We start from the raw sequence: 24,924 nt of genomic DNA, 5'->3' as shown, positions 1-24,924 counted from the left end.
CCGCTCCCCACCCGCCCTCAAGGAGCCACCTCCATGCCCGCCGGCACACGTCCTCGAACTCCCCGCATCCGTCTGCGCATCGCCCTGGCCGCCTGGGCCACGCTGGCGTCCGCGGCCCTCACCACCCTCCCCGCGTCGGCCGCCCAGGCAGACACGGCGGACGCCGCCCACCTCACCGGCACCCTCTCCGACGGCGCCACCTGGATCGCGGACGTCCCGGCCCGCTGGAACGGCACCCTGCTGCTGTTCAGCCACGGCTTCGGCCCCACCGTCGCCGAGGACGCCCCCTCCGACGCCGTACGCACCGAGCTGCTCGCCGAGGGCTACGCGATGGCCGGGTCGTCGTACGACCCCCATGGCTCGATGTGGGCCCTGAACAGCGCCGAACGCGACCAGTTCGCCACGCTCGGCGCCGTCACCACGAAGATCGGCACACCGACGCGCACCCTGGCCGTCGGTCAGTCCATGGGCGGGCTCGTCAACGCGCAGATCGCCCGCGACGGCGCCGGCCGCGTCGACGGCGCACTCGGCCTGTGCGGACTGGTCGCGGGCGGCACCGACCTGGACAACTACCAACTCGACGCCGAGTACACCATCGCCCGGCTACTGCTGCCCGGGCAGGACGTCGGCCTGGTCCGCTTCGGCACCGCCGACGACGCGTCCACCACCGCCGAGAAGCTCACCGACGCCGTCACCGCCGCCCAGACAACCCCACAGGGCCGCGCCCGCATCGCACTGGCCGCCGCCTTCCTCAACCTGCCCGCCTGGGCGCCCGGACAGGACCGGCCCGCCCCCACCGACTGGGCAGGCCAGGAGGAGCAGCAGTACGCGTGGTTCGCACAGGGCATCCTGTCCTTCGTCGAGGGCGGCCGGTACGCCGTCGAACAGTCCGTCGGCGGCAACAACTCCTGGAACCGGGGCGTGGACTACGCCCGCCTGCTCGCCGGATCCGCCCACGCCCCGCAGGTCCGCGCGCTCTACCGGGCGGCCGGGCTCGACCTGCGCGCCGACCTGAGCTCCCTGACCCGGGGCGCCTCGATCAGCGCGGACCCCGCCGCGGTCCGGGCCGCGCAGCGCAGCTCGTCCGCCGGGCAGGGCCTCGGCGTACCGCTGCTGGACGTGCACACCACCGCCGACAACCTGGTCCCGGTCGAACAGGAACGACGGTTCGGCGACCGCGTGCGCACGGCCGGGGACAGCGCGCTGCTGCGGCAGGCCTATGTCGAGCGGCAGGGCCACTGCGCCTTCACCACCGCGGAGACCGTGGCCGCCCTGCACGCGCTCGAACACCGCGTCACCACCGGCCGCTGGGACGACGCGGCGACCCCCGCCGCGCTCCAGCGGTCCGCCACCGCACTGGGTCCGGACGGGGCGGCGTACGTCCCCTACCGCCCGGCACGTCTGACGGTCGGCAGTGACCGCCCGGCGCACCCCACCCACCCCTGACGTTGGGACCCTCTCATGTCCGACGCATCCGCCGCACCGCGAGGTTCTCTCCCCCTCGGCACGCTCGTCGCCGGCTGTCTCGCCGTCTGCCTCGCCCAGATCGGGCTCGCCATCCCGGCCACGCTGAACGGCCTGTTCCAGGAACACCTCCACCCCGTCGGCTCCCAACTCACCTGGATCTCCGACGCGTTCCTGCTGCCCGTCGCCGTCCTCGAACTCTCCTTCGGCGTGCTCGGAGACCTCTTCGGCCGCAAACAGCTCCTCGTCGGCGGTGCCGGACTGCTGTGCGCGGGCGAGATCGTCGCGGCGAGCGCCTCCGGCATCCATCAGCTCTGGGCGGGGCAGGCGCTGGCCGGCCTCGGCGCCGCCGCTCTCTTCCCCACGTCCCTCGCCATGATCGCGGCCGGCACGCACGCCGGTCCGCAGCGCGCCCGCGCCATCGCCGTATGGGCCTCCAGCCTGTCGGCGGGCGGCTTTCTCGCCCCGCTGCTCGGCGGCATCACCGGCACCTACGGCTCATGGCGGTCGGCGTTCGTGGTGGTGGCCGTACTGGCCGCGCTCAGCGCCCTGGTGAGCCTATGGCTCGCGACCAACTCACGGTCGCCGGAAGGGCGTTCACTCGACTTCGGCGGCCAGATCACCATCTGCGTCGGTCTGTTCGCCCTGCTGTACGCCGTCATCCAAGGGCCGACGGACGGCTGGGGCTCGACCCCGGTGGTCGCGGCTTTCGTGATCGCCGCGGTGTTCGTCGGCCTGTTCGTGGCCGCCGAGAGCCGGGCCCGCTCTCCCCTCCTGCGCCTGGACCTGTTCCGCAACCGCTCCTTTGCGATCGCGTCGGCCGTGGCGGTCGTGGGCATGTTCAGCTTCCTGGGCACGGCCTACGCGGCGAGCATCCGGCTCGGCCCGATCCAGCACCAGAGCCCGATGCGCACCGCCTTCGCGTTCCTGCTGCTCAACGGCATCACTCCGGTCCTCACCCCGCTGACCTCCCGGCTCCTGCACCGCCTGCCCGTGCGGGCGCTCCTGACCGCCGGTCTGGCGTCGATCGCCGCGGGCGACTTTCTGGCCGCCGGGCTCGACGTCGGCGACCGCGACCTCACCGCGCTGATCCTGCCGCTCGGCCTGGTCGGCATCGGCTTCGCCTTCACGGTGTCGTCCATCACCGCGACCGCCGTCAACACCGTGCCGCTACCACTGGCCGGCATGGCGAGCGCGGCGACCAACCTGCTGCGCGACTTCGGCTTCACCCTCGGGCCCGCGGTCATCGGCGCGGTCGCGCTGAGCCAGGCAGCATCCCGGGTGACTTCGTCACTGGCCACCTCGCCGTCCCTGAACGCCGAGTCGAAGGCGGCGGCGCACGAGGTGCTGAAGGAGGGCGGTCCCCTCGCCCTGAACTCCGTCCCCGCCACCTCCCCGCCGGGTGCGGCCCGCACCTACGCCCTCGACGCCCTCGGTCACGGCTACGCCATCGGATTCGTGGTGTGCGGCTCGGCCGCCCTGTTCTCGGCACTGCTGGTCGTGACGGCGCTGCGGGGGCGTACGACACAGGAGAACGGGGCGCCGGCGGACGACGGTACGGAGCGGACCGTCCTGACCACGGGGTGAGGTGCACGCGGCGAGCCTCCGGGGCCGCTTGGTGTCCCGGGGCCCGCCGAACGGCTCCTCGGTGCGTGCCGTTTCCAGCACCGGCATCCGCGAGGCGTGTGCGGGTCGGAATTCTCAACTCCGCGCCGGACCACTTGGCACCGGGGCTCGCCGGGCCGAGCGACCGATGCTCGGCCCGGCGAGCCCCGGTGCGCCAGGCGGCCAGGGCACGTTGAGGGCATATGGGTTTCGCCTGGGGCTGGGGTGCCACCCGCAGTGATTGCGCTCCGATCCCCGCCTCGGGTTGTCCCACCATCCAAGATCGCTCTGTTGGCCGGGTGACCACGAAGTTACAGTGCAAGCCCATGACCCGGATAACGGTTCGTGGCGCCGCACTCCACTACGACGATGTCGGTCCTTCGCATGGGGTTGCCGTCGTCCTGGTCCATGGTCACCCTTTCAACCGCTCGCTGTGGGCTCCCCAGGTCACCGCGTTGACGGACGCGGGCTATCGGGTGATCACGCCCGATCTGCGCGGCTACGGCGAGAGCGACGTGACCGCGGGCACGGTGTACCTGTCCGACTTCGCCGATGACATCGCTGCGCTCCTGGACCATCTGGGCATCGAGCAGGCCGTGATCGGCGGGGTGTCGATGGGCGGGCAGATCACCATGGAGTTCCAGCGCCAGTACGGTCAGCGCGTGCGGGCGCTGGTCCTGTCCGACACGTCGGCGCCGGCGGAGACCGAGGAGGGCAAGGCCTTCCGCAATCGGCTGGCCGACCGCCTGCTGGCCGAGGGCATGGACGGGTACGCCCGCGACGTCATCGACAAGATGCTCGCCGCGTACAACGTCACCGCACTGCCCGAAGTCGCCGAGCAGGTGCTGGGCATGATGCGTTCCACCGATCCACGCGGAGCCGCCGCCGCACTGCGCGGCCGCGCGGAACGGCCGGACTACCGGCCCACCCTGACAGGTGTCGACGCCCCCGTCCTGATCGTCGTCGGAGCCGACGACGTCTACACGCCGCTCGGCGAGGCCCAGGAGATCCAGCGCCACGTTCCGCATGCGGTGCTGAGGGTCATCGACAAAGCCGGGCATCTGCCTGGCGCCGAGCGACCCGAGCAGTTCAACACCGTTCTGCTCGACTTCCTCGCCCAGCAGGTGGCTTCCCGGTGAACGGTGGTCCCCACCCTCTTCTCGGCTGCTTTCTGGAAGCCTGCGAGGGGCGATTCCCGCCGGTGGACGGCCAGGTCACCGTGATGCCGGCGCTGCCCGGCGGGCTGGAGTGCTCGGTCGCCTTCACCGGGCACGCGGTGGTCGCCACCTCGCTGCCCGCCCAGTGCGTCCGCCATGCCGGCCCTGACGGTTTCGGCGGTTCTCTCACGCCGGACTTCCTGCGCCATCTCGCAGGTGCCCGAGGATGGATCGGCGTCATCGACGTCACGCTGGCAGCGCGTGGGACCGGCGGCCCGCCGCGACTTCAACAGCTGCGTGGACAGGAGGAGCATCCGCGCGTCCTGCACGCGCGAGAACTCCGCCGCGAAGTCCGGGTGTACGGCGACGAACGCGGCCTGATCACCCTCGCCCAGGGCCTCGCCGGACGCCTGGAACTCGGTATCGAACTGCATCGTCCCGAGGGCCGGGAGCAAGGGCGCGGACGCAGCCTGCTGATCGACGCCCTCGCACTCGTCCCGCAGGGGCAGCCGGTCTTCGCCGCTGTTTCCCCGGGCAACGCGCGCTCCTTGCGAAGCTTCCTCGCCGCCGGATTCGTCCCGTTGGGCAGCGAAGTCATCATCCGTCCCGACCGGGAAGGAACCGTGGTTCCTCTACCCGAAGGCACCAGGGCGTCCGAGGGAGCACCGTCCGCCGCTCTGCCGCAGTGACCACGCTCTGCCCGGAATACCACCGGCCATATGGATTCAGCCGAATTCGTCCACATATTTCGCGCATGTGCTCCGGTACAGGTCATGTATTCGCTGCAGCCGGTGGGGGTTGAGCTGCGCGGCGAGCAGGGCCGCCAGGGCGAGGACGAAACCGGTGGTCTGCGACAGGCTCAGCGACTCGCCCAGCGCGATGCCGACCACGGTCGCGACCAGCGGGGACAGCAGCACCAGCGGTGCGGACGCGCCGACCGGCAGCCTTCCGATGCCGCGGAACCAGAGCGTGTACGCGATCAACCCGCCCATGCTGCCGAGCCACAGGTAGCCGCCGATCGCACCGGCGTCGATCCGCTGCGGCACGCCCTCGATCGCGAGGGTGAGCGGGAGCAGCAGCAGGCCGCCCGCCGTCAGTTGCCAGCCGGTCAGGGTGAGGGGACCGACCCCCTCGGGGCGGCCCCAGCGCTTGGTGAGGACGACGCCGCCGGCCATGGTGGCCGTACCGCCGAGGGCGGCGAGCACCCCGACGGCGTCCAGGTGGGCCGTGGGACCGAGCACGACGAGTCCGACGCCGGCCACGCCGACCACACCCGAGATCCATCGCCAGGCCGTCGGCCGCTCGCGGAGCACCGCGATGGCCAGCCCGGCCACCAGCAGCGGCTGGGTGGCGCCGAGGGTGGCGGCGACTCCGCCGGGGAGCCGTTCCGCCGCCAGGAACAGCAGTGGGAAGAAGGCTCCGATGTTGAGCACGCCGAGGACGGCGGCCTTCCACCACCAGTCCCCGCGCGGGAGCACCCGGGTGACCGCCAGGGCGAGCAGCCCGGCGGGCAGGGCGCGCATCAGCCCGGCGAACAGCGGATGCCCGGGCGGCAGCAGTTCGGTGGTCACGGCGTACGTGGTGCCCCAGGAGGCAGGGGCGAGTGCGGTCAGTGCGACGGTCCCCATCGCCACCCGCGGTGCGTACGACGCCCTTGTCGGGGCCGGTGATCGCTCGGTCAGGCCATGCATGTGAGGAAGTCTCGGCCGCGCCCATCATGAATGCAAAGCATGCTTGTCATGGCAGCAATGAAGGACGACGATGGATGCCGTGGATCTCCAGCAGATGCGGTACGTCGTCGCCGTCGCCGAAACCCGTAACTTCACCCGTGCCGCGGAGCGCTGCTGCGTGGTGCAGTCGTCGCTCAGCCACCGGATCGCCGGGCTGGAACGGGAGCTCGGGGTCCGGCTGTTCGCCCGGTCCAGCCGCCGCGTCGAGCTGACCAGCGCGGGGGCGGCGTTCCTCGCCGGTGCGCGGGAGTGCCTGGCCGCCGCCGATCGCGCGGCCGCCGATGCCGCCGCCGCGGCCGGCGTGGTGCGCGGCCGGCTCGCCGTCGGCGTGATCATGACCACGGCCGCCGTCGACGTACCCGAGCTGCTCCAGCGGTACCGCGCCCGGCATCCGGACGTCCACGTCCTGCTCCGCTCCGGACGCAGCGACGAACTGGTGACGGCGATCCGGGGCGGCGACCTGGACATCGCCTTCCTCGGGCTGCCGGAGGGCGAACGGCCTTCCGGTGTGGAGAGCGTCGTCCTCGATCACGACCGGCACGTCCTGGTGGTGCCGGCCGGGCACCGGCTCGCGGGCGCCTCCCGGCTCACGCTGCGGGAGATCGCCGAGGAGCCGTTCGTGGACTTCGTGGCCGGGACACCCGCCCGGGCCCAGTCCGACCAGGCGTTCGCCGCCGCGGGCCTGGCCCGCGAGGTCGCCTACGAGACCGGTGTCGTCGAGCTGATCACCCGGCTGATCGCGCGCGGGCTCGGTGTCGCGCTGCTGCCGTCGGCGTTCATCCGCCCGCTGGCCGCCGACGACCCCCGACTGGCACTGGTTCCGGTGACCGACGGACCGCACCGCGCCGAGTATCTGGCGTGGAGCCGGTTCAATCCCAGCCCGGCGACCCGGGCGATGCTCGACGTGCTCGGGGTCAGGCCGCCGTCTGCGTGACGCGCCCCCGGGCGTCGCGGCAGGTCGCCTTCCTCGAAGGCGTGGACAAGAGCGAGCGTGCGCGGGTCGGCCTGAACGCATGTCCGAGTGGCGGCGGCCGGTTTCGCCCGACGGTGGGGCACTACATACTGTAGGGTCCGGCTCGCCGTCCAACCGTCCACGGGGGATCCATGCAGGAAGCGCATTGTTCGGGACCGGTCCCGTCGCCAGGTGAGAAGACGGAGGGCGGGCTCCGGCCGACCGTCGCCGTGCTCGTGGTGAGTCTCACCATCGCGGCCGTCGGCGTGTACCAGCTGTGCGGCTTCGGGCTGCACAGCCTCGACCAGCGGCCGCATCTGTTCGACGACGGTTTCGCCACGGCCGGGGTGATCGCGGCCACGGTGGCGGCCGGCGCGGCGGCGGGCAACCTGGCGTGGCTGCTGACGGCGTCCCGCAGACGCGAGGCGCACGACGACGGAAGCACCGACGGCGGCGGGTCCCAGATCTCCGAGGGCAACCCCACCTCCGCCGACAGCGGTCCCGCCCCCGTCTCCGGCGGGTAAGGGCCCGTACCCCCGCTCCTTACCTTTTACCGGAACAGTGGAGCCGTCCCCTGGCTGTCCGTCCGCTGTCCGCTCACTGTCTCTCCACTGTCCCCGCTGTCCCCGCTGTCCCCTGCGGCCCGTCCGCTGTCCGCTCCCGTCCCGTTTCCGCCGGTTCCGGTGGTCTCCTCCGAGGTGACGTGTCACCCATGCCCGTACAGAAATCGGTCGTCGTCCCCCCGCTCTCCCCGCAGCGCGACTCCCGCCGCTGCGAGGACCCCTCCCCCGGCCCCCGGACCGGCCTGCGGCCGGGCCCCCGGCTGCGGGAGCGGGCCGCCGCGGCCACCGTCTGGTACCTGCGGCTGCTCGCCGTCCTCAACATCGTCGCGGTGCTCTCGCTGCCCTTCCGCGAGGAGGTCCACGAGCACAACGGGGGCGAGTTCTTCACGCCGTACCTGGCCACCGCCGGCCTGGTCTCCGCCGCGCTGGCGCTGTTCCTCGCCATGGTGATGCGGCGCCGGAAGCGGGCGGCCTGGGTGTTCAACCTGCTGCTCGCCGGCCCGCTCTTCGCGCTCTACGTCCTCGCCCTCACCCAGGACCGCTTCCAGGACCACCTCTTCAACTGGCTCTCCGCCACGCTCACCGGCCTGTTCGTGGCCGCGCTGGTGATCGGCCGGCGCGAGTTCAACGCCATCGGCGACCGCTCCAACCCCCGGCTCGCCCTCGCCGTCGGCGCCGCCGGCCTCCTCGTCACCGGTGCCGTCGGCACCTGGCTGGTCGACGCCACCAACAAGGCGCAGGGCGGCGCGTCCCTCGGCAAGAAGATCGTCTACGTCCTGCTGCGCGGCATCAGCGTCGGCCCGCTCGCCGACCGCGTCCCGGAGGTGCACGCGCCCCGCCTGATCGACATCACCATCAACGCGCTGACGGCGGCGACCTTCCTCCTCGTCCTGTACGCCTGCTTCCGCTCCCCCCGCGGCCGTGCCCTGCTCACCGGGGAGGACGAGAAGCGGCTGCGCGAACTGCTCGACCGGCACGGCGAACGCGACTCCCTCGGCTACTTCGCGCTCCGCCGCGACAAGGCCGCGATCTTCTCCCCGACCGGCAAGGCCGCCGTCACCTACCGTGTCGTGGGCGGCGTCAGCCTCGCCTCCGGCGACCCCATCGGGGACCCCGAGGCCTGGCCGGGCGCCATCGACGCCTGGCTGGCCGAGGCCCGCCGGCACGCCTGGACGCCCGCCGTCATGGGCGCCAGCGAGGAGGCCGGCACGATCTACGCCCGGCACGGCCTGGACGCCCTCGAACTGGGCGACGAGGCCATCGTCGACGTCGCCGACTTCAGCCTCGACGGACGGGCCATGCGGGTCGTGCGGCAGGCCCACAACCGGGTCCGCCGGGCCGGCTACACCGTGCGCATCCGCCGCCACGAGGACATTTCCGACGACGAGATGGCCCTGCTCGTCGACCGCGCCGACCGCTGGCGCGACGGCGCCACCGAACGCGGCTTCTCGATGGCGCTCGGGCGGCTCGGCGACCGAGCCGACGGCCGCTGCGTGATGCTGGAGTGCCGGGACGCCGAGGACGAGCCGCGCGCGCTGCTCAGCTTCGTGCCGTGGGGCGAGCAGGGGCTCTCCCTGGACCTGATGCGCCGTGACCGCGCCTGCGAGAACGGCCTGATGGAGTTCATGATCGTCGAACTGCTGCTGCGTGCCGGAGAGATCGGCGTACGGCGGGTCTCGCTGAACTTCGCGATGTTCCGGTCGGTCTTCGAGCGCGGGGCGCGGCTCGGTGCCGGGCCGGTGCTGCGGCTGTGGCGCTCGGTGCTCACCTTCTTCTCCCGCTGGTGGCAGATCGAGTCCCTGTACCGCGCCAACGCCAAGTACCGGCCGGTCTGGGAGCCGCGCTTCCTGCTGTTCGCCAAGAGCGCCGACCTGCCGCGCATCGGTATCGCCAGCGCCCGCGCCGAGGGCTTCCTCACCCCGCCCGCGCTGCCGGCGTTCACCCGCCGCCGGGAGTCCCGCCCGGCGACCGGCGCCAAGGGCACCAAGGACGCCCAGGGCGTCAAGGAGACCAAGGACACCGACACCAAGGTCGGCTCGGCCTCCTGAGGGCCGCCGTCGCCACGACGGCGGCCGTACCGCCGTACGTCAGCCCACGCCGCCGTCGTGGCGCCACCGATCCCTGTCCCGGTCACGCTCCCGGTCCCAGTCGCGGTCCCGATCACGGTCCCGTTCCGCCCCCACCGTGAAGCCGATCACGGCTCCGCCGCCCTCGCGCCGAAAGGCGAACGGCGCGCCGCCATGGGCCAGGGCCACCTCGCGCACGATGGAGAGCCCGAGGCCCGAGCCGGGCAGCGAGCGGGCGTCGGGGGCGCGGTAGAAGCGGTCGAAGACGCGGATCAGGTCACCCGCGGCGATGCCGGGCCCGCGGTCGAGGACCTCGACGCGGACCGTGCCCGGCCGGGCGGGGCCGGAGACCGCGATCTCGATGGGTGCCGTGCCGCCCCGGTCGAACTTCGCGGCGTTCTCGACCAGGTTGGACACCGCCCGCTGGAGCATGGCGGGGCGGCCGTCGGTCGTCGTGTCGCCGCTCGCGCGGACCACGATCTCGCGCCCGGTGCGGCGGCGCGCGAGACCGGCGACGTCCTCGGCGATCTCGGCCAGGTCGACACGCTGCGGCGGCTCGGCGTCGGACTGGCCGGCCGCGAGGTCGACCAGTTCGTTGACCAGGTCGGTGAGTTCCCGGGCCTCCTGGGTGAGGTCGGCGACCAGTTCCTCGCGGGTCTCGGGCGGCAGTTCGTCGATGCGGCGCAGCAGCGAGATGTTCGTACGCAGCGAGGTCAGCGGCGTACGGAGCTCGTGCCCGGCGTCCTGGACCAGGCGGCGCTGGTCCTCCTCGGACTGGGCGAGCCGGCCCAGCATGCGGTCGAAGGAACGCCCCAGGCGGCCCACCTCGTCGTAGCCGGTGACGGGGACCTGGACGCCGAGCCGCCGGGTGCGGGCGACGTCCTCGGCGGCGGAGGTCAGCACCACCAGGCGGCGGGTGATGCGCCGGGCCAGCCACCAGCCGCACAGCCCGGCCGCGATGACCACGACGCCCATCAGGATCAGCGTCCGCTGCTGCAGCGCCCGCAGCAGGTCCTCGGTGTCGCTGAACTCCTGGGCGACCTGCACGGCGCCCCGGCCGTCGCCGAGCGCGACCGTGGCGATGCGGTATACGTCGTCGGCGACGACCACGTCCCGGTACTCGATGGTCCTGCCGGCCGTGGCGGCGGCCGCGGTCGCCCGGTCCCGCGCGGTGACGGGCAGCTGGGGGCTGCCGTGGTCCACGATCTGCCCGCGGTCGCCGAGCACCTGGACGTCGGTGCGGCTGGGCCGGACCACCTCGTGGCCGGGACGGGAGGAGGAGAAGTCCCCGGGCGTGCGGTCGTAGCGCCGCACCTCGTCCTGCACGTCCTGCACGACCTGCGTGAACACCGACTGCTGGTCCACCCGCACCAGCCGGGCGGCGGAGCTGTACGACAGGATGCCGACGAGAATGGTGACGGCGGCGGTCACCACGGCGAACGTCACCGCGAACGTGGTCCGCAGCGACGACAGCCGGGGCCGCGGTCGGGCCGACAGCCGCGCGAGGCGGCCCACTCAGTCCTCCCGCAGCACGTAACCCACCCCGCGCACGGTGTGGATCAGCTGCGGCGCGCCCGGCTCGTCGAGCTTGCGGCGCAGATAGCCGACGTACACGGCGAGGTTCTTGGAGCCGGGGCCGAAGTCGTAGCCCCAGATGCGGTCGTAGATGGTGGAGTGGTCGAGCACGATCCCGGCGTTGCGGACCAGCAGTTCGAGCAGTTCGAACTCGGTGCGCGTCAGCTCCAGTTCGCGGGTGCCGCGCCACACCCGGCGTGCCTGGAGGTCCATGCGGATCCCGGCCGCCTCGACCTGCCGCGCGGGCAGCTGCACCCCCTTCGCCGGTGCGTCCTCGACCGGGCCGCCGGCCGCGGGGGTGCCGGCCGGGCTGGTCCGGCGCAGCAGGGCGCGCAGCCGGGCGAAGACCTCCTCCACGTCGAACGGTTTGACGACGTAGTCGTCGGCGCCGGCGTCCAGGCCGGCGATCCGGTCGGCGGTCTCCACCAGGGCGGTGAGCATGAGGATCGGGGTGCGGTCGCCCTCGGCGCGCAGAACCCGGCAGACCTGGAGTCCGTCGATCCCCGGCATCATCACGTCCAGGACGAGCACGTCCGGCGGGGTCTTGTGGGCCTGTGCGAGCGCCTCGACGCCGTCGGCGACCGCCGTCACCTCGTAGCCCTCCAGGGTCAGGGCCCGCTCGAGGGCATGGCGGATGGCACGGTCGTCTTCGGCGAGCAGCACAGTTTGAGGCACCCGTCCAGTTTGCCAAGGCCACAGCGGTGCAAGTCGGGCGAGCGGGCCTACGATCACCCTTTTTACCCGGCTCTCACCGACCCGGGGCAACCCGGGGCGGCCGCCTACCGTCCTCTCACCGCGGACCGTGGACGAACTCGACCCGCCGCCGGAGCCCGGCGCTCCCAGGGGTCGCGACACGCCGCCCCATCGTAAAGAGAAGGTAATTTCTTTCCGGATTGGTCCAGACGTTTCCTGCCAGCGACAACGGGACCGCAGCCGGCCCGGTCGGCCGAATTGGTTCAGTCCAATTATTCGGCCGACGCATTGCCCGCGCCCGGGGCCGTCGGCTGTCCTGGGAGTCCGGCACCACCAAGCGCAGAGGCGGGCCGGGAGCGAGGGGCTTCCCCGTACCCGGCGTGCCGCGTCCGGCCTCCCTCACCCGCGGCCGCGGCCCGCGTCCGGCTGCACCTCTCCGGGCCTCCCTCTGCGGGCACGGCTCTGTGCACGGCCCCGCCCCGGGCCGTACTGGCGTCTCCCACGACCAAGGAGAGCGATGTCGTCAAGGCTCAGACCCCCGAGATCCCCCCGAACACCGGTGCGGCCGCTGCGGCGGCTGGCCGCCGGGCTCGCCACGCTGGGCCTGGCGCTGGCCGGGCTCACCGCGGTCGACGCGCCCGCGGCCCACGCCGCCGGCGCGCTGACCGCCGAGTTCAGCAGCACCGGCAGCGGCAATTCGTGGACGGGCACCTACACGGTCAAGAACGGCACGTCCGCCGCGGTCAACGGCTGGACGCTGGAGTTCGACCTGCCGGCCGGCGTGACGATCACCAGCGACATGTACGGCACGCACACCACCAGCGGCTCGCACGTCACCGCCCTGCCCGCCTACTACAACTCCACCATCCCGGCGGGCGGTTCGACGTACCCCTACAGCTACACCTTCACCGCGTCCGGGTCGATGTCCGCACCGACCGGCTGCATCATCAACGGCGCCAAGTGCGACGGCACACCGGCCACGCCCCCGGCGGCACCGACGGGTGTCGCGGTCGCCGACGCCACCGCCCACACCGTGACGCTGAAGTGGAACGCCGCGGCCAGGGGCGACTTCCCGGTGGCCTCCTACGACGTGCTGCGCGGCAACACCGTGGTCGCCTCCAGCGGCACCACCCAGGCGGTCGTCCAGGACCTGTCCCCGGCGACGTCCTACCAGTTCACCGTTCGGGCCAAGGACTCCCGCGGCAACCTCGGGGCGCTCAGCGACCCGGTCACCGCGAAGACCTTCGACCCGTCCACCGACACCGTCCCGCCGACCGCGCCGGGCGGCCTCACCGCCGGTGCCGTCACCTCCAGCACCGTGCAGCTGTCCTGGAGCGCGGCGACGGACAACAACCGCGTGGCCGCGTACGACGTCTACCGGGGCTCGACGCTCGCCACGACCGTCCCGGCCGACACCCGGACCGCGACGGTCGGCGGCCTGATGCCCACCACCGCCTACACGTTCACCGTCAAGGCCCGCGACCTGGCCGACAACTCCTCCCCCGCGAGCAACGCGGTCACCGTCACCACCAAGGACCCGGTGGGCGACGGCGGATACGCCAAGGTCGGGTACTTCGTGCAGTGGGGCATCTACGGCCGCCAGTACTTCGTCAAGAACCTCGACACCGCCGGTGCCGCGGCCAAGCTGGACGTCGTCAACTACGCGTTCGGCAACATCGACCCGGTCAACCTGACCTGCCTCAACGGCGTGACCAAGGGCACCACCGCCGACCCGGAGGACCCCAACCAGGGCGACGGCGCCGGTGACGCCGAGGCCGACTACGGCCGCGCCTTCTCCGCGGCCCAGTCCGTCAACGGCCAGGCCGACGACGGCTGGGGCAAGCTGCGCGGCAACTTCAACCAGCTCAAGGAGCTGAAGGCGAAGTACCCGCACCTGAAGGTCGTGGAGTCGCTGGGCGGCTGGACGTACTCCAAGTACTTCTCCGACGTGGCCAAGACCGACGCGTCCCGCAAGAAGTTCGTCAAGTCCTGCATCGACATGTACATCAAGGGCAACCTGCCCGCCTACGAGGGCGCGGGCGGGCCGGGCGTGGCCGCCGGCATCTTCGACGGCTTCGACCTGGACTGGGAGTGGCCCGGCTCGCCCGACGGGCACCCCGGCAACCACTGGAGCGCCGACGACAAGGCGAACTTCGCCGCGCTGATCCACGAGTTCCGCGTCCAGCTCGACGCGCTGGGCGGCGACCACAAGCTGCTCACCGCGTTCACCCCGGCCGACCCGAAGAAGGTCACCGCCGGCTGGGACCTGCAGCAGGTGTCGAAGGACATGGACATCCTGAACGTCCAGGGCTACGACTTCCACGGCTCGGGCAGCGACAACTCCTGGGAGCCCAACCGCACCGGCGACGCCTCCAACCTCTACCCCGACCCGAAGTCGCCGTACCCGAACGACTTCAGCATCGACGGCGCGGTCCAGGCCTACCTCGACGCCGGGGTGAGCCCGCGCAAGCTCACCGTCGGCTTCCCGTTCTACGGGCGGGGCTGGCAGCAGGTCGCCGACGGCGGGGCGCACGGCGAGTGGCAGAGCGCCAACGGGGCCGCGCCCGGCCAGTTCCAGGAGGAGGCGGGTACCCGCGGCTACAACAACCTCGTCACCAGCGTGCCGGGGCTGACGGTGTACCACAACGACCAGACCGTGGCCACGTACGGCTACACCGGCCCCAACGGCCAGTGGTGGTCCTTCGACGACACCTGGTCCATCGGCAAGAAGGCCGCGTACATCAAGTCCAAGCACCTGCTCGGCGCGATGATCTGGGAGATGTCCGGCGACACACCGAACGGCACGCTCCTCGGCGCCCTGAACTCAGGGCTCCAGAACTGACCGCCCGCACGTGACACCCCGCGGTCCCCACGGCGCACCGGCGCGGTGGGGACCGTGGGCTGCCCGCCCGGGCCGCCGGCGACGGTCGTCGATCTCGCTGCCGGGCCGCTCCCCGGGCATCACGGGAGAACCTCCGCGGCCACCGGCCGCGGCCCGGGCAGCCGCTCCCGCCACGGCAGGAGCACCGGCGTCGCGAGCAGCAGCAGACCCGCGGCGCCGATGGCGGTGCGCGGGCCGGTGAGCGAGGCCAGCAGACCCCACAGCGCGGTGAGGGTCGCGGTGGTCGCCTTGCCGGTGACCGACCAGGCCGACAGCGTACGGGCCACCCGGTCGGGCGGGGCCTGCTCCAGCCGGTAGGCGGCGTACACCGGGCCGAACACACCGCAGCACGTGATCAGCACCAGCTCCACCGCCATCACCAGCACCAGCCCGGACACCCCCGGCCGGACGAAGACCAGCCCCACCGGCCAGCACACGCGCAGCGCCCCCGCGGTGAGCAGGACCCGCCGTTGCCCGAACCGGGCGACCAGCGGACGCGCCAGCCGCGAGCCGACCAGACCGCCCACACACGGCCCGGCGAAGGCGAGCCCGTACTGCCACGGCGCGAACCCGAGCGGCCCCAGCATCAACACCGCGAGCAGCGGCGAGGACACCATGATCAGTGCGTTGACCAGGACCGTGTTGACGAACAACGGCCGCAGCGTCGGGTGCGCCAGGATGAACCGCCACCCGTCGAGCAGATCACCCGCCCGCATTCGGCCGGCCGGTGCCTCCCCGCGCGCGGCCCGCCGCGCCGGCTCGGGCTCGTTCCCGCCGATCGCCCGGATGCCGGCCGCCGACAGCAGATAGCTGACCGCGTCGGCCGCCACCGTCACCACCGGCCCGAAGATCCCCACCAGCGCGCCCCCGACCGGCGGCCCCAGCACCGACGCCGTCCACGTCGTCGACTCGAATCGGCTGCTCGCCACCAGCAGGTCCGCCGCCGGCACCAGGCTCTTCAGATACGCCCCGCTCGCCGCCCCGAACGCGATGTCCGCCGCGGCGACCACCACCGACACCGCGAGCAGCCAGCCGATCCCGAGCCCGCCGACCGCGAACGCCACCGGCACACTCGTCAGCGCGGCGAACCGGACCAGGTCCGTCGCGATCATCACGGGCCGCTTGCGCCGGAACTCGATCCACGGCCCGAGCGGCGCCGCGGCCAGCGCTCCCACCGCCGGCCCCGCCGCCGACAGCAGCGCCACCTCGGCCGACCCGGCGTGCAGCACCACCACCGCGATCAGCGCGAAGGCGTCGAACGCCAGCCAGGTCCCGAACGTGCTGACCGCGTACGCGGCCCACAGCCACCCGAACCGCCGCCCCAGCACCCGCCGCCCGGCCGCCACGCCCACGCCTCCTCACCACACCTCGCCGACTCGCACCGCGGAGCGCCCGCACACCACGGCGCCCGCCCGCCGGGACACCCTCGTGCCGACCGGCCCGCGCCATCCAAGCCCCCGGCCGGTCCGCGCGGCAAACAACCATCCGGCCCGCCGAGCCACAACCGCCGGTTGTGCGACCAGCGGCTGGGGACTTTCGTTCGCATCGCCCCGCGAGCCCGGCATGATCTGAACGAGAGGCCCTAGTGTCGACCGACGTGGACCTCAACGCCGTACGGACCTTCGTCGCCGTGGCCGACGCGGGCCGGTTCCAGGACGCCGCCACCGACCTGTCGATCACCCAGCAGGCCGTCTCCAAGCGCGTCGCCGCACTGGAGAAGGACCTCGGCGTACGGCTGTTCACCCGGACCGCGCGCGGGGCCCGCCTCACCGTCGACGGGCAGGCGTTCCTGCCCCACGCCCGCGAACTGCTGCGCGCCGAGGAACGCGCGGCGGCCTCCGTACGGCCCGGCCGGCGCGCCCTCCGCGTCGACGTCATCGGCCGCAAGCTCGCCCCCGCCGCCCTGCTGCGCGACTTCCTGCGGGCGCACCCGAGCACCGAACTCGACGTGGTGACCCTCCACGACGTCGAAGCGGCCGTCACCGCCATCCGCTCCGGCACGATCGACGCCTCGTTCCGCGCCGTCGCCATGCCCGGCCGGCCACTGCCCGACGACATCCGGGCCACCCCGGTCCACGACGAACCCCTTCAGTTGCTCACCGGACCGGGCCACCCCTTCGCCGACGCCCCCGCGGTCGCCCCCGCCGAGCTCGCCGGACACCGGATCTGGATGCCGGAGCTCCCACCCGGCACCGAGTGGGCCGCCTACTACGCCGATCTCGCCGCCGCGTTCGGCCTGTCCATCGACGTGGTCGGACCGCACTTCGGCACCGAGCCGCTGCCCGACGTGCTCGCCGACTCCACGACGCTCGCCACCTTCGTGGGCGAGCTCACCCGGGTCCTGTGGCCCGCCGACTACGACCTGCGCCGTATTGCCCTGCACCACCCGACGCCGGTCTACCCGCACTGCCTCCTCCACCACCGCGACAACCCGCATCCCGCGCTCGCCGCCCTCCGCGAGCACCTCACCCGGTCCGGCCCCGAGCGGCGACTCCGAGGCGACGAGATCTGGACACCGGCGTGGGCCCACCGCACGACCCCCTAGTGCCCCAACAGGCAACGTTCGCCCCGTCGCGACGCCCGGCACGCCCTCTCGCCGCACCGCCCGAAAGCCCAAGTACGTCCAGTACGAGGACTTCCGGCCAGCACGCCGAGAGCACGCACCGGACGCCGCTCCTTGACGGGCAAACGTTGCCTGCCGGGGCACTAGCCACACCGCGGCCACCGGACCGCCCGGCGCCCCGTGCGAAGCTGCCCCCATGCCCCTGATCCTCCGCTCCGCCGCCCTCTTCGTCGTCGCCGCGCTCTTCGAGATCGGCGGCGCCTGGCTGATCTGGCAGGGCGTGCGCGAGCAGCGCGGCTGGCTGTGGGCCGTCGGCGGAGTCCTCGCGCTCGGCGCGTACGGCTTCGTCGCCACCTACCAGCCCGACGTCCACTTCGGCCGCATCCTCGCCGCCTACGGCGGGATCTTCGTGGCCGGCTCGATCCTGTGGGGCGTGGTCGCGGACGGCTACCGCCCGGACCGCTGGGACCTGACCGGAGCGCTGATCTGCCTCGCCGGCATGGCCGTGATCATGTGGGCGCCGCGCAACGGCGGCTGACGGACAGGGGCACGTGCGAGGCCGTACCCCCGGGCGGAGCCGCACTCCGGGCGAAGCCCCGCCCCGGGCGGAGCCGTACTCTGGGCAGAGCCGACCACGCAGATCAGGCAGACCCCGCCGACCCCCTCACAGGAGCAGCTCATGGCCAGCGCCGCACCGTCCGCCGCCTCCCGCATCGCCGTCGTCACCGGCGCGAGCAGCGGCATCGGCGCCGCCACGGCCCGGCAGCTCGCCGCCGCCGGCTACCGCGTCGTCCTGACCGCCCGCCGCAAGGACCGCATCGAGGCGCTCGCCGAGGAGATCAACGCGGCCGGGCACGCGGCCACGGCCTACCAGCTGGACGTCACCGACCGCGCGGCCGTCGACGAGTTCGCGACGGCCTTCCAGACCGTCGGGGTCCTGGTCAACAACGCGGGCGGCGCACTCGGCGCCGACCCGGTCGCCACCGGCGACCCCGCCGACTGGCGCACGATGTACGAGACGAACGTCATCGGCACCCTCAACCTCACCCAGGCCCTGCTGCCGAAGCTGGTCGCGAGCGGAGACGGCACGGTCGTCGTGGTCTCCTCCACGGCCGGCCACGCCACGTACGAGGGCGGCGCGGGATATGTCGCCGCCAAGCACGGCGCCCACGTCCTCGCCGAGACACTGCGTCTGGAGATCGTCGGACAGCCGGTCCGCGTCATCGAGGTCGCGCCCGGCATGGTCAGGACGGAGGAGTTCGCGCTGACCCGCTTCGGCGGCGACACGGAAAAGGCGGCGAAGGTCTACCAGGGCGTGGCCGAACCGCTGACGGCGGACGACGTGGCGGAGACGATCGCCTGGGCGGTGACCCGCCCCAGCCACGTCAACATCGACCTCCTGATCGTGCGCCCGCGCGCCCAGGCGTCGAACACCAAGGTGCACCGGGAGCAGTGAGACGACGATGACGACGCACGACACCGGCCGGGACAGGACCGAGGAGCAGGAGCGCCTCGCCCTGGAGAAGAAGCGCGAGCGCTACGTCTGGTACTACCTCGGCTACTTCCTCTTCGGCATCCACATCGTGGCGTTCGTCATGATCTTCGCCGTACGACACGCGAAGTAAACCGGGGACGAAGGCCGCGGCAGCCGCCTAGGGTCACTGACCGTGGACAGACACATACCCTTCGACGCCCTGCGCAACGTCCGCGATCTCGGCGGCTACGGCACCGAGGACGGCAGGCGCGTCCGCCCCCGCCGCCTCTTCCGCGCGGACGGCCTCGGCAAACTGCACCGGGACACCGCGGACTGGGACCGCTTCCTCGCCCTCGGCATCGGCACCGTGATCGACCTCCGCCACGACTGGGAGGTCGAGCGCCAGGGCCGCGTCCCGGAGCACCCGTCCTTCACCTACCACAACCTCAGCATCGAGCACCGGCCGTACGACCAGCCGTCGCTGGGGCCCGAGGTGGAGCCGGGCCCGTATCTGGCGGAGCGCTACATGGAGGTGGCGGAGGACGGCACCAAGGAGATCCGCAGAGCCCTGGAACTGATCGCGGACGCGGCCGCCTCCGACACCCCCCTGGTCTTCCACTGCGCCTCCGGCAAGGACCGCACGGGTGAGATGGCCGCCCTGGTCCTGTCCCTGCTCGGCGTCCCCGAGCCCGTGGTCATCGAGGACTTCAGCCTCACGGAGCTGGCCACCCCGGCCCTGCTGGCCGACTGGCGGAGACGCAACGGCGGCCGCACCCCGGCCTGGCCGGGCTACGGCCGCGCGCCCGAGTCGGTGATGCGCCTGTTCCTGACCGCCCTGAAGCAGAGGTACGGCTCGGTCGAGTCGTACGTGGCGAACGCCCTGGACCTGGACGCCGAGGCCCTGGCGACCACCCTCCGCACCCACCTCCTGGAGCCGGCGCCGACCGCCTGGCCCCCGCTGGCCTACCGCAGGGCCACGGCCTCCGACGCCGGCACCCTGGTCCGCCTGCGCGACACCGCCGCCCTGTGGCAACTGGCCCGCGGCATCGACCAGTGGAAGCCGGGCGAGAAGGACGAGACCCACTTCCTCACCCGCATGCGCGAGGGCGAGGTCTGGCTGGCACACGCGGGCGACCACCTGGCCGGCGCCTGGGAACTGTGGTGGGACGACCCGGCCGCCTGGGGCTCCCGCCCCGCGGACGCGGGCTACATCCACCGCCTGATGACCACCCCGCACACGGCACCGCCGGGAACAGGCCGACAGATGCTGGCCGAGGCCGAGTCCCGCATCACCGCGGCGGGCCGCCCCTACGCCCGCCTCGACTGCCTCGCCTCCAACCCCCGCCTGCGCGCCTACTACGAGTCGGCGGGCTACAGGGTGGTCGGCGAACAGCGGGCGAAGACGGACGGCGGGGGCAGCCCGTATGCGGTGACGCTGCTGGAGAAGCGGCTGGTGTGACCGGCTCAGCCCTTCACACACACCACCTGCTTGAGCTTGGCCACCACCTCGACGAGGTCCCGCTGCTGGTCGATGACCTGCTCGATCGGCTTGTAGGCGCCCGGGATCTCGTCGACGACGCCGGAGTCCTTGCGGCACTCCACGCCTCGCGTCTGCTCCTCCAGGTCCTTCGTGGAGAAGCGGCGCTTGGCGGCGTTGCGGCTCATGCGCCGACCCGCGCCGTGCGAGGCCGAGTTGAACGCCTTGTCGTTGCCGAGACCCTTCACGATGTACGAACCCGTGCCCATCGAGCCCGGGATGATGCCGTACTCGCCGGAGCCGGCCCGGATCGCGCCCTTGCGGGTCACGAGCAGGTCCATGCCCTCGTAGCGCTCCTCGGCCACGTAGTTGTGGTGGCAGGAGATCTCCGGCTCGAAGGCGGGCTTCGCCTTCTTGAACTCCTTGCGGATCACGTCCTTCAGGAGCGCCATCATGATGGTGCGGTTGTACTTGGCGTACTCCTGCGCCCAGAACAGGTCGTTGCGGTAGGCCGCCATCTGCGGGGTGTCCGCCACGAAGACCGCGAGGTCGCGGTCCACCAGACCCTGGTTGTGCGGGAGCTTGTGGGCCACGCCGATGTGGTGCTCGGCGAGTTCCTTGCCGATGTTGCGGGACCCGGAGTGGAGCATCAACCAGACAGAACCGGCCGTGTCCGTGCACACCTCGACGAAGTGATTTCCGGATCCGAGCGTTCCCATCTGATGCGTGGCTCGTTCCTGACGGAACTTGACCGACTCGGCCACCCCGTCGAACCGGCCCCAGAAGTCGTCCCACCCCGCCGTACCCAGCCCGTGGAACTGCCCCGGATCCACCGGATCCGCGTGCATCCCACGTCCCACCGGGATCGCCTGCTCGATCTTCGAGCGGAGCCGGGACAGGTCGCCCGGGAGGTCGTTCGCCGTCAGGGACGTCTTCACCGCCGACATTCCGCAGCCGATGTCGACACCCACCGCCGCCGGGCACACCGCGCCCCGCATGGCGATGACCGAGCCGACCGTCGCGCCCTTGCCGTAGTGGACGTCGGGCATGACGGCCAGGCCCTTGATCCAGGGCAGGGTCGCGACGTTCTGGAGCTGCTGCATCGCCGCGCCCTCGACCGCCGCCGGGTCCGTCCACATGCGGATGGGAACCTTCGCGCCCGGTATCTCCACGTACGACATATTGTCCTCATTCCCCCGTAAAACGTACAGAATTCTCAGAAGTTGCGAAGGGCAATACCGGCGCCAAGATCTACGAAACAGGGCAACGGACCGGCGTCCACGGCAGTGCGTGCGATACACATTGTCTCCAGGAGCCGCCCCCGCCCGGCAAGCGAATAACCTGCGGGGACCGGACCGGCACACCACCTGCGGACCGACACGCACCGACACCGTCGAGAGGAGCCTGCCCGTGCTGCGGAAGGCGTACGTACCCGGCGCGGCCGCGCTCCTCGCGGCGGCCCTGCTGCTGACCGGCTGCACCGACGGCTCGTCGGACAACGGCCGGACGGACAACGCCAACCAGGACGGTTCCGGTCCGGCGACGCTGGAGGCCCAGCCGGGCAAGTACCGCACGCTGCCCGAGGCCTGCGGCGCGGTCGGCCACACCACCCTCGACTCGCTGCTGCCCGGCATCAAGCAGATCACGGACCCGGACCAGCGGGACCACGCCTACCAGGGCGAGGCCGCGCTCACCTACGACACGGACCGCAAGGTGGGCTGCCGTTGGAAAGTGGACTCCACGGAAGCCACCGACCGGCTGCACATCGACTTCGAGCGGGTCGTCTCCTACGACAACTCCGTGAGCGACGACAGCCAGGCGCAGTCGGTCTTCGCCACGAAGCAGGCGGACGCCCACCTTCCCCTACCCGCGACCACGCCCTCCGGATCGGACAGCTCCTCCGGCTCCGGCTCCGGCAGTACTCCGTCCTCCTCCGGGGCGCCCTCGCCGTCCTCCTCCGGCGCCACCCCCTCCTCTGGCGCCTCCTCGGCCTCGCCGCCCGTCTCGGACCCCGCCGATCTCCAGCCCCGCACCCTCGACGACCTCGGCGACGAGGGGTTCCTCGACGATCAGCTCAGCAGCTCCGGTTCGACGGCCAAGCAGCGGACGGTGACTGTGGCGTTCCGCACGTCGAACGTCATCGTGACCATCGAGTACGAGGAGCAGCCGGCCGCCGTCGGCGTGGTCCCCGACAGTGAGGAAATGCAGGACAAGGCCCGGAATCTGGCGGCGCGACTGGCGGATTCGCTGGGCGGCTGATGCCTTTCGTCCGGCACTTGGCGCCCGGCCGCAATGCCCGGGAAGGCGAACCACACGGCTGTCTCACCGCGTACCGTGGCCCCTCGGACCCGATCCGACCGCAGGAACCACGAGCGTCATGAGTGAAGGAACCATGCAGCGAGCAGCCCAGCGAGACCATCGTGCCCAGCGACCCGAGCGTGCCCGGCGACTGAACCGCGTCGTTGTCTGCGCGGCGGCCGTACCCGTGATGCTGCTGGCCGCGGCCTGCTCCTCGAACTCCGGCTCCGGTGACGGCGCCGGCGGGAAGAAGACGCCGGCGGACGGCGCCAAGGCGTCCGCGAGCGCGAGTGCCTCCCCGACGGTGCAGGCGGCGAGGTACGCGAAGCTGCCGGAGGCGTGCAAGGTGCTGTCGGGCAAGACGCTGGGCGAACTGGTCCCGAAGGGGACGAAGTCCGCCAAGGAGGGCACCTCCAGCGATGTCTCCTCGCGTGCCAGCTGTTCCTGGAACAGCCTGGAGAACAACGGGGTGAAGGGTTCTCAGTTCCGCTGGCTGAACGTCTCGTTGCTGCGTTTCGAGTCGGACGCCGACCGTGGCTCGGGCGACGAGCAGGCCAAGGAGTACTACGCGAAGCAGGTCCAGGACGCGAAGTCCGTGGCGGGCGCGAAGAACACCAAGTCGGAACCGGTGTCCGGGACGGGCGACGAGGCGACTGCGGTGCGCTACGACCTGAAGAAGAAGGAAGGCTCCTTCAAGCAGCAGACGGTCGTGGCGCGGGTGGAGAACGTGGTCGTCACCCTGGACTACAACGGTGCCGGTCTGGCCGGTGACAAGAGCCCGGACGCCGACGATCTGGCCAAGGACGCGAAGTCGGCGGCCAAGGAGGCGGTGGCCGCGGTGGCGAAGGCGAACGGGGACGGTGGCGCCGCCTCGCCGAGCACATCCTCGTCGGCCTCGGGCTCGGCGTCTCCCTCCAAGTCCTCCTCCGGGTCCTCCGCCAGGTCCGCGTCCCCGTCGACGTCGTCTTCGACGAAGGCCGCGTCGAAGGGCTGAGCGGGTCCAAGTCGGCCCGTAGTCGGGCATTCTCATCCGCCCGCCCGAGCGCCGCACGAGTGTGCCACTCTGTTGCGCGCAACAACAGGCAAGGGGAGGGGAGTACGAGTGGCCGGGCCACTGAAGCTGACTCGGATGCACCGCGTCCTCATCGGCGTGGTCGTGACGGGCGCCGTGATCATCGCCGGTATCGGCTTCGCGGGTTCGTACGCGGCCGTCCGTGAGCTCGCGATCAAGAAGGGCTTCGGGAACTTCAGCTATGTGTTCCCGGTCGGCATCGACGCGGGCATCTGTGTGCTGCTCGCCCTGGACCTGCTGCTGACCTGGATCCGTATCCCCTTCCCGCTGCTGCGTCAGACGGCGTGGCTGCTGACGGCGGCGACGATCGCGTTCAACGGCGCGGCCGCCTGGCCGGACCCGCTGGGTGTGGGCATGCACGCGGTGATCCCGGTGCTGTTCGTGGTCGCCGTGGAGGCGGCCCGACACGCGATCGGCCGGATCGCCGACATCACCGCCGACAAGCACATGGAGGGCGTCCGGCTCACCCGCTGGCTGCTGTCCCCGGTGCCGACGTTCCTGCTGTGGCGCCGGATGAAGCTGTGGGAACTGCGCTCCTACGACCAGGTCATCAAGCTGGAGCAGGAGCGTCTGGTCTACCAGGCGCGGCTGCGCTCCCGCTTCGGCCGGGCCTGGCGGCGCAAGGCTCCGGTGGAGTCGCTGATGCCGCTGCGGCTGGCCCGCTACGGTGTGCCGCTGGCGGAGACGGCCCCCGCCGGTCTGGCGGCGGCGGGAATCGAGCCGGCGCTGATCCCGCCGGCGCCTGAGTTCGAGACGACGGTGGGCGGCCGGCCCGCCGTGGCGGGTCCCGTCCCGCAGCAACGGGCGGCGACCGCCGCCGGGCAGCGCCCGCTGCTGGTCGCCGAGCAGGATCCCGGCGGGCCGGCGTACGAGGAGCAGTTGCCGCCGGACGACCAGAGCCCGTGGTTCCAGGCGCCCCAGCAGGTCGACTACCACGGCGGCTACGATCCGACGTACGACCCGGAGCCCGTGTACGAGGACTGGTACGAGGAGCAGCAGCCGGAGCGGTTCGAGCAGCCCTCCATGGAGGACACGGGCAGCTTCCCCATTCCGGTGGGCCCGAACCGTACGCGCGAGCTGGGCGAGGGCGGCGGCACGCCGGAGCCCGCGCCGCCGGACGAGGAGTCGTACTACCAGGTCTTCAAGCAGTCGATCAGCGGCAGCGGCTATCCGACTCCGCGCGAGTTCAGTGACAACGTCGAGGCGACGTACGGCATCCCCGTCCCCGATGCCGAGGCCAAGAAGATGGTCATGCGCTTCCAGAACCGCCACACCGCGGAGCTGGAGGACGACCACATCGCGTAGGGCAGGACGCCCGTCGCACGGGAAAGGGGCCCTCCGAGGAGGGCCCCTT

The 24,924-nt window shown here is 72.1% G+C and carries 21 protein-coding genes; 16 read left to right on the top strand and 5 right to left on the bottom strand.

Annotated features, from left to right (window positions below; all coding sequences use genetic code 11):
• Window positions 1-33 precede the first annotated feature (33 nt).
• The 4 genes from IE318_RS23920 (at window position 34) to IE318_RS23905 (ending at window position 4,915) form a co-directional block, all read left to right on the top strand.
• Window positions 34-1,446: an alpha/beta hydrolase gene (locus tag IE318_RS23920; RefSeq protein WP_189903556.1), complete on the top strand. Its 1,413-nt coding sequence runs from the start codon at window positions 34-36 to the stop codon at window positions 1,444-1,446.
• A 15-nt stretch (window positions 1,447-1,461) separates the two neighbouring features.
• Window positions 1,462-3,051: an MFS transporter gene (locus tag IE318_RS23915; protein ID WP_189903554.1), complete on the top strand. Its 1,590-nt coding sequence runs from the start codon at window positions 1,462-1,464 to the stop codon at window positions 3,049-3,051.
• Window positions 3,052-3,395: 344 nt separating this feature from the next.
• Window positions 3,396-4,208 carry an alpha/beta fold hydrolase gene (locus IE318_RS23910; RefSeq protein WP_189903553.1) on the top strand — a complete coding sequence of 271 codons (813 nt, stop codon included), beginning with the start codon at window positions 3,396-3,398 and terminating at the stop codon, window positions 4,206-4,208.
• Window positions 4,205-4,915 carry a hypothetical protein gene (locus tag IE318_RS23905; protein WP_229903721.1) on the top strand — a complete coding sequence of 237 codons (711 nt, stop codon included), beginning with the start codon at window positions 4,205-4,207 and terminating at the stop codon, window positions 4,913-4,915. Before IE318_RS23910 ends, IE318_RS23905 begins: the two co-directional genes overlap by 4 nt.
• A gap of 36 nt (window positions 4,916-4,951) precedes the next feature.
• Here IE318_RS23905 and IE318_RS23900 read toward each other — a convergent pair whose 3' ends face one another.
• Window positions 4,952-5,917, bottom strand: coding sequence for an EamA family transporter (locus IE318_RS23900; protein ID WP_189903551.1), 966 nt, complete (start codon window positions 5,915-5,917; stop codon window positions 4,952-4,954).
• 79 nt (window positions 5,918-5,996) lie between these two features.
• Here IE318_RS23900 and IE318_RS23895 point away from each other — a divergent pair, with 79 nt between their 5' ends.
• The 3 genes from IE318_RS23895 (at window position 5,997) to IE318_RS23885 (ending at window position 9,519) form a co-directional block, all read left to right on the top strand.
• Complete coding sequence (locus IE318_RS23895; RefSeq protein ID WP_189903661.1) at window positions 5,997-6,890, top strand: LysR family transcriptional regulator; 894 nt, start codon at window positions 5,997-5,999, stop codon at window positions 6,888-6,890.
• Between the two features lie 257 nt (window positions 6,891-7,147).
• Window positions 7,148-7,432, top strand: a complete 285-nt coding sequence (locus IE318_RS45155; RefSeq protein ID WP_229903720.1) for a hypothetical protein — start codon at window positions 7,148-7,150, stop codon at window positions 7,430-7,432.
• Between the two features lie 188 nt (window positions 7,433-7,620).
• On the top strand, window positions 7,621-9,519 hold the full coding sequence (locus IE318_RS23885) for a phosphatidylglycerol lysyltransferase domain-containing protein (RefSeq protein ID WP_189903549.1): 1,899 nt from the start codon (window positions 7,621-7,623) through the stop codon (window positions 9,517-9,519).
• A 39-nt stretch (window positions 9,520-9,558) separates the two neighbouring features.
• Here the strand turns inward: IE318_RS23885 and IE318_RS23880 are convergent, their stop codons facing one another.
• Together IE318_RS23880 and IE318_RS23875 are read right to left on the bottom strand one after the other, a co-directional pair.
• The gene (locus tag IE318_RS23880) at window positions 9,559-11,052 is read right to left on the bottom strand and encodes a sensor histidine kinase (protein ID WP_229903719.1); all 1,494 of its coding nucleotides are present in this window, start codon (window positions 11,050-11,052) and stop codon (window positions 9,559-9,561) included.
• Window positions 11,053-11,775, bottom strand: coding sequence for a response regulator transcription factor (locus IE318_RS23875; RefSeq protein WP_308438593.1), 723 nt, complete (start codon window positions 11,773-11,775; stop codon window positions 11,053-11,055). It lies immediately after the preceding gene.
• A gap of 547 nt (window positions 11,776-12,322) precedes the next feature.
• Here IE318_RS23875 and IE318_RS23870 point away from each other — a divergent pair.
• Entirely contained in the window at window positions 12,323-14,647 is a 2,325-nt protein-coding gene (locus IE318_RS23870; protein ID WP_189903545.1) for a glycosyl hydrolase family 18 protein, read from the top strand.
• A gap of 119 nt (window positions 14,648-14,766) precedes the next feature.
• On the opposite strand, the gene IE318_RS23865 is transcribed toward IE318_RS23870, so the two are convergent.
• Window positions 14,767-16,032 carry an MFS transporter gene (locus tag IE318_RS23865; protein ID WP_229903718.1) on the bottom strand — a complete coding sequence of 422 codons (1,266 nt, stop codon included), beginning with the start codon at window positions 16,030-16,032 and terminating at the stop codon, window positions 14,767-14,769.
• 251 nt (window positions 16,033-16,283) lie between these two features.
• Here IE318_RS23865 and IE318_RS23860 point away from each other — a divergent pair, with 251 nt between their 5' ends.
• The 5 genes from IE318_RS23860 to IE318_RS23840 all read left to right on the top strand — a co-directional run bounded on the left by IE318_RS23860 (window position 16,284) and on the right by IE318_RS23840 (window position 20,182).
• Window positions 16,284-17,231, top strand: a complete 948-nt coding sequence (locus IE318_RS23860; RefSeq protein WP_189903659.1) for a LysR family transcriptional regulator — start codon at window positions 16,284-16,286, stop codon at window positions 17,229-17,231.
• Between the two features lie 214 nt (window positions 17,232-17,445).
• Window positions 17,446-17,787, top strand: coding sequence for a YnfA family protein (locus IE318_RS23855; protein WP_189903541.1), 342 nt, complete (start codon window positions 17,446-17,448; stop codon window positions 17,785-17,787).
• 141 nt (window positions 17,788-17,928) lie between these two features.
• The gene (locus IE318_RS23850) at window positions 17,929-18,705 is read left to right on the top strand and encodes an SDR family NAD(P)-dependent oxidoreductase (RefSeq protein WP_189903539.1); all 777 of its coding nucleotides are present in this window, start codon (window positions 17,929-17,931) and stop codon (window positions 18,703-18,705) included.
• A gap of 7 nt (window positions 18,706-18,712) precedes the next feature.
• Window positions 18,713-18,874: a hypothetical protein gene (locus IE318_RS23845; protein WP_189903537.1), complete on the top strand. Its 162-nt coding sequence runs from the start codon at window positions 18,713-18,715 to the stop codon at window positions 18,872-18,874.
• Between the two features lie 42 nt (window positions 18,875-18,916).
• On the top strand, window positions 18,917-20,182 hold the full coding sequence (locus tag IE318_RS23840; RefSeq protein WP_189903535.1) for a GNAT family N-acetyltransferase: 1,266 nt from the start codon (window positions 18,917-18,919) through the stop codon (window positions 20,180-20,182).
• Window positions 20,183-20,187: 5 nt separating this feature from the next.
• On the opposite strand, the gene IE318_RS23835 is transcribed toward IE318_RS23840, so the two are convergent.
• A complete protein-coding gene (locus tag IE318_RS23835; RefSeq protein WP_189903533.1) occupies window positions 20,188-21,381 on the bottom strand; it encodes an RtcB family protein in 1,194 nt (397 codons plus the stop codon).
• Window positions 21,382-21,610: 229 nt separating this feature from the next.
• On the opposite strand from IE318_RS23835, the gene IE318_RS23830 reads away from it, so the two are divergent.
• The 3 genes from IE318_RS23830 (at window position 21,611) to IE318_RS23820 (ending at window position 24,875) form a co-directional block, all read left to right on the top strand.
• The gene (locus IE318_RS23830) at window positions 21,611-22,459 is read left to right on the top strand and encodes a DUF3558 domain-containing protein (RefSeq protein WP_189903530.1); all 849 of its coding nucleotides are present in this window, start codon (window positions 21,611-21,613) and stop codon (window positions 22,457-22,459) included.
• 118 nt (window positions 22,460-22,577) lie between these two features.
• Window positions 22,578-23,492 carry a DUF3558 domain-containing protein gene (locus IE318_RS23825; protein WP_189903528.1) on the top strand — a complete coding sequence of 305 codons (915 nt, stop codon included), beginning with the start codon at window positions 22,578-22,580 and terminating at the stop codon, window positions 23,490-23,492.
• Window positions 23,493-23,627: 135 nt separating this feature from the next.
• Window positions 23,628-24,875 (top strand): DUF2637 domain-containing protein, encoded by a 1,248-nt coding sequence (locus tag IE318_RS23820; RefSeq protein WP_189903526.1) that lies wholly within the window; start codon window positions 23,628-23,630, stop codon window positions 24,873-24,875.
• The last annotated feature ends 49 nt before the right edge of the window (window positions 24,876-24,924 follow it).

The sequence above is a fragment of the Streptomyces spiralis genome (assembly GCF_014654675.1).
Lineage (GTDB): Bacteria > Actinomycetota > Actinomycetes > Streptomycetales > Streptomycetaceae > Streptomyces > Streptomyces spiralis.
The sequence above is the reverse complement of the archived record's forward strand: the minus strand, read 5'-3'. Positions and strand labels throughout refer to the sequence as shown.

Coding starts and splice junctions, on each gene's coding strand:
- IE318_RS23915 (WP_189903554.1), top strand. CDS start 1,462: ATGTCCGACGCATCCGCCGCACCGCGAGGTTCTCTCCCCCTCGGCACG.
- IE318_RS23820 (WP_189903526.1), top strand. CDS start 23,628: ATGCACCGCGTCCTCATCGGCGTGGTCGTGACGGGCGCCGTGATCATC.
- IE318_RS23850 (WP_189903539.1), top strand. CDS start 17,929: ATGGCCAGCGCCGCACCGTCCGCCGCCTCCCGCATCGCCGTCGTCACC.
- IE318_RS23870 (WP_189903545.1), top strand. CDS start 12,323: ATGTCGTCAAGGCTCAGACCCCCGAGATCCCCCCGAACACCGGTGCGG.
- IE318_RS23910 (WP_189903553.1), top strand. CDS start 3,396: ATGACCCGGATAACGGTTCGTGGCGCCGCACTCCACTACGACGATGTC.
- IE318_RS23920 (WP_189903556.1), top strand. CDS start 34: ATGCCCGCCGGCACACGTCCTCGAACTCCCCGCATCCGTCTGCGCATC.
- IE318_RS23855 (WP_189903541.1), top strand. CDS start 17,446: ATGCCCCTGATCCTCCGCTCCGCCGCCCTCTTCGTCGTCGCCGCGCTC.
- IE318_RS23845 (WP_189903537.1), top strand. CDS start 18,713: ATGACGACGCACGACACCGGCCGGGACAGGACCGAGGAGCAGGAGCGC.
- IE318_RS23825 (WP_189903528.1), top strand. CDS start 22,578: ATGAGTGAAGGAACCATGCAGCGAGCAGCCCAGCGAGACCATCGTGCC.
- IE318_RS23900 (WP_189903551.1), bottom strand. CDS start 5,917: ATGCATGGCCTGACCGAGCGATCACCGGCCCCGACAAGGGCGTCGTAC.
- IE318_RS23885 (WP_189903549.1), top strand. CDS start 7,621: ATGCCCGTACAGAAATCGGTCGTCGTCCCCCCGCTCTCCCCGCAGCGC.
- IE318_RS23835 (WP_189903533.1), bottom strand. CDS start 21,381: ATGTCGTACGTGGAGATACCGGGCGCGAAGGTTCCCATCCGCATGTGG.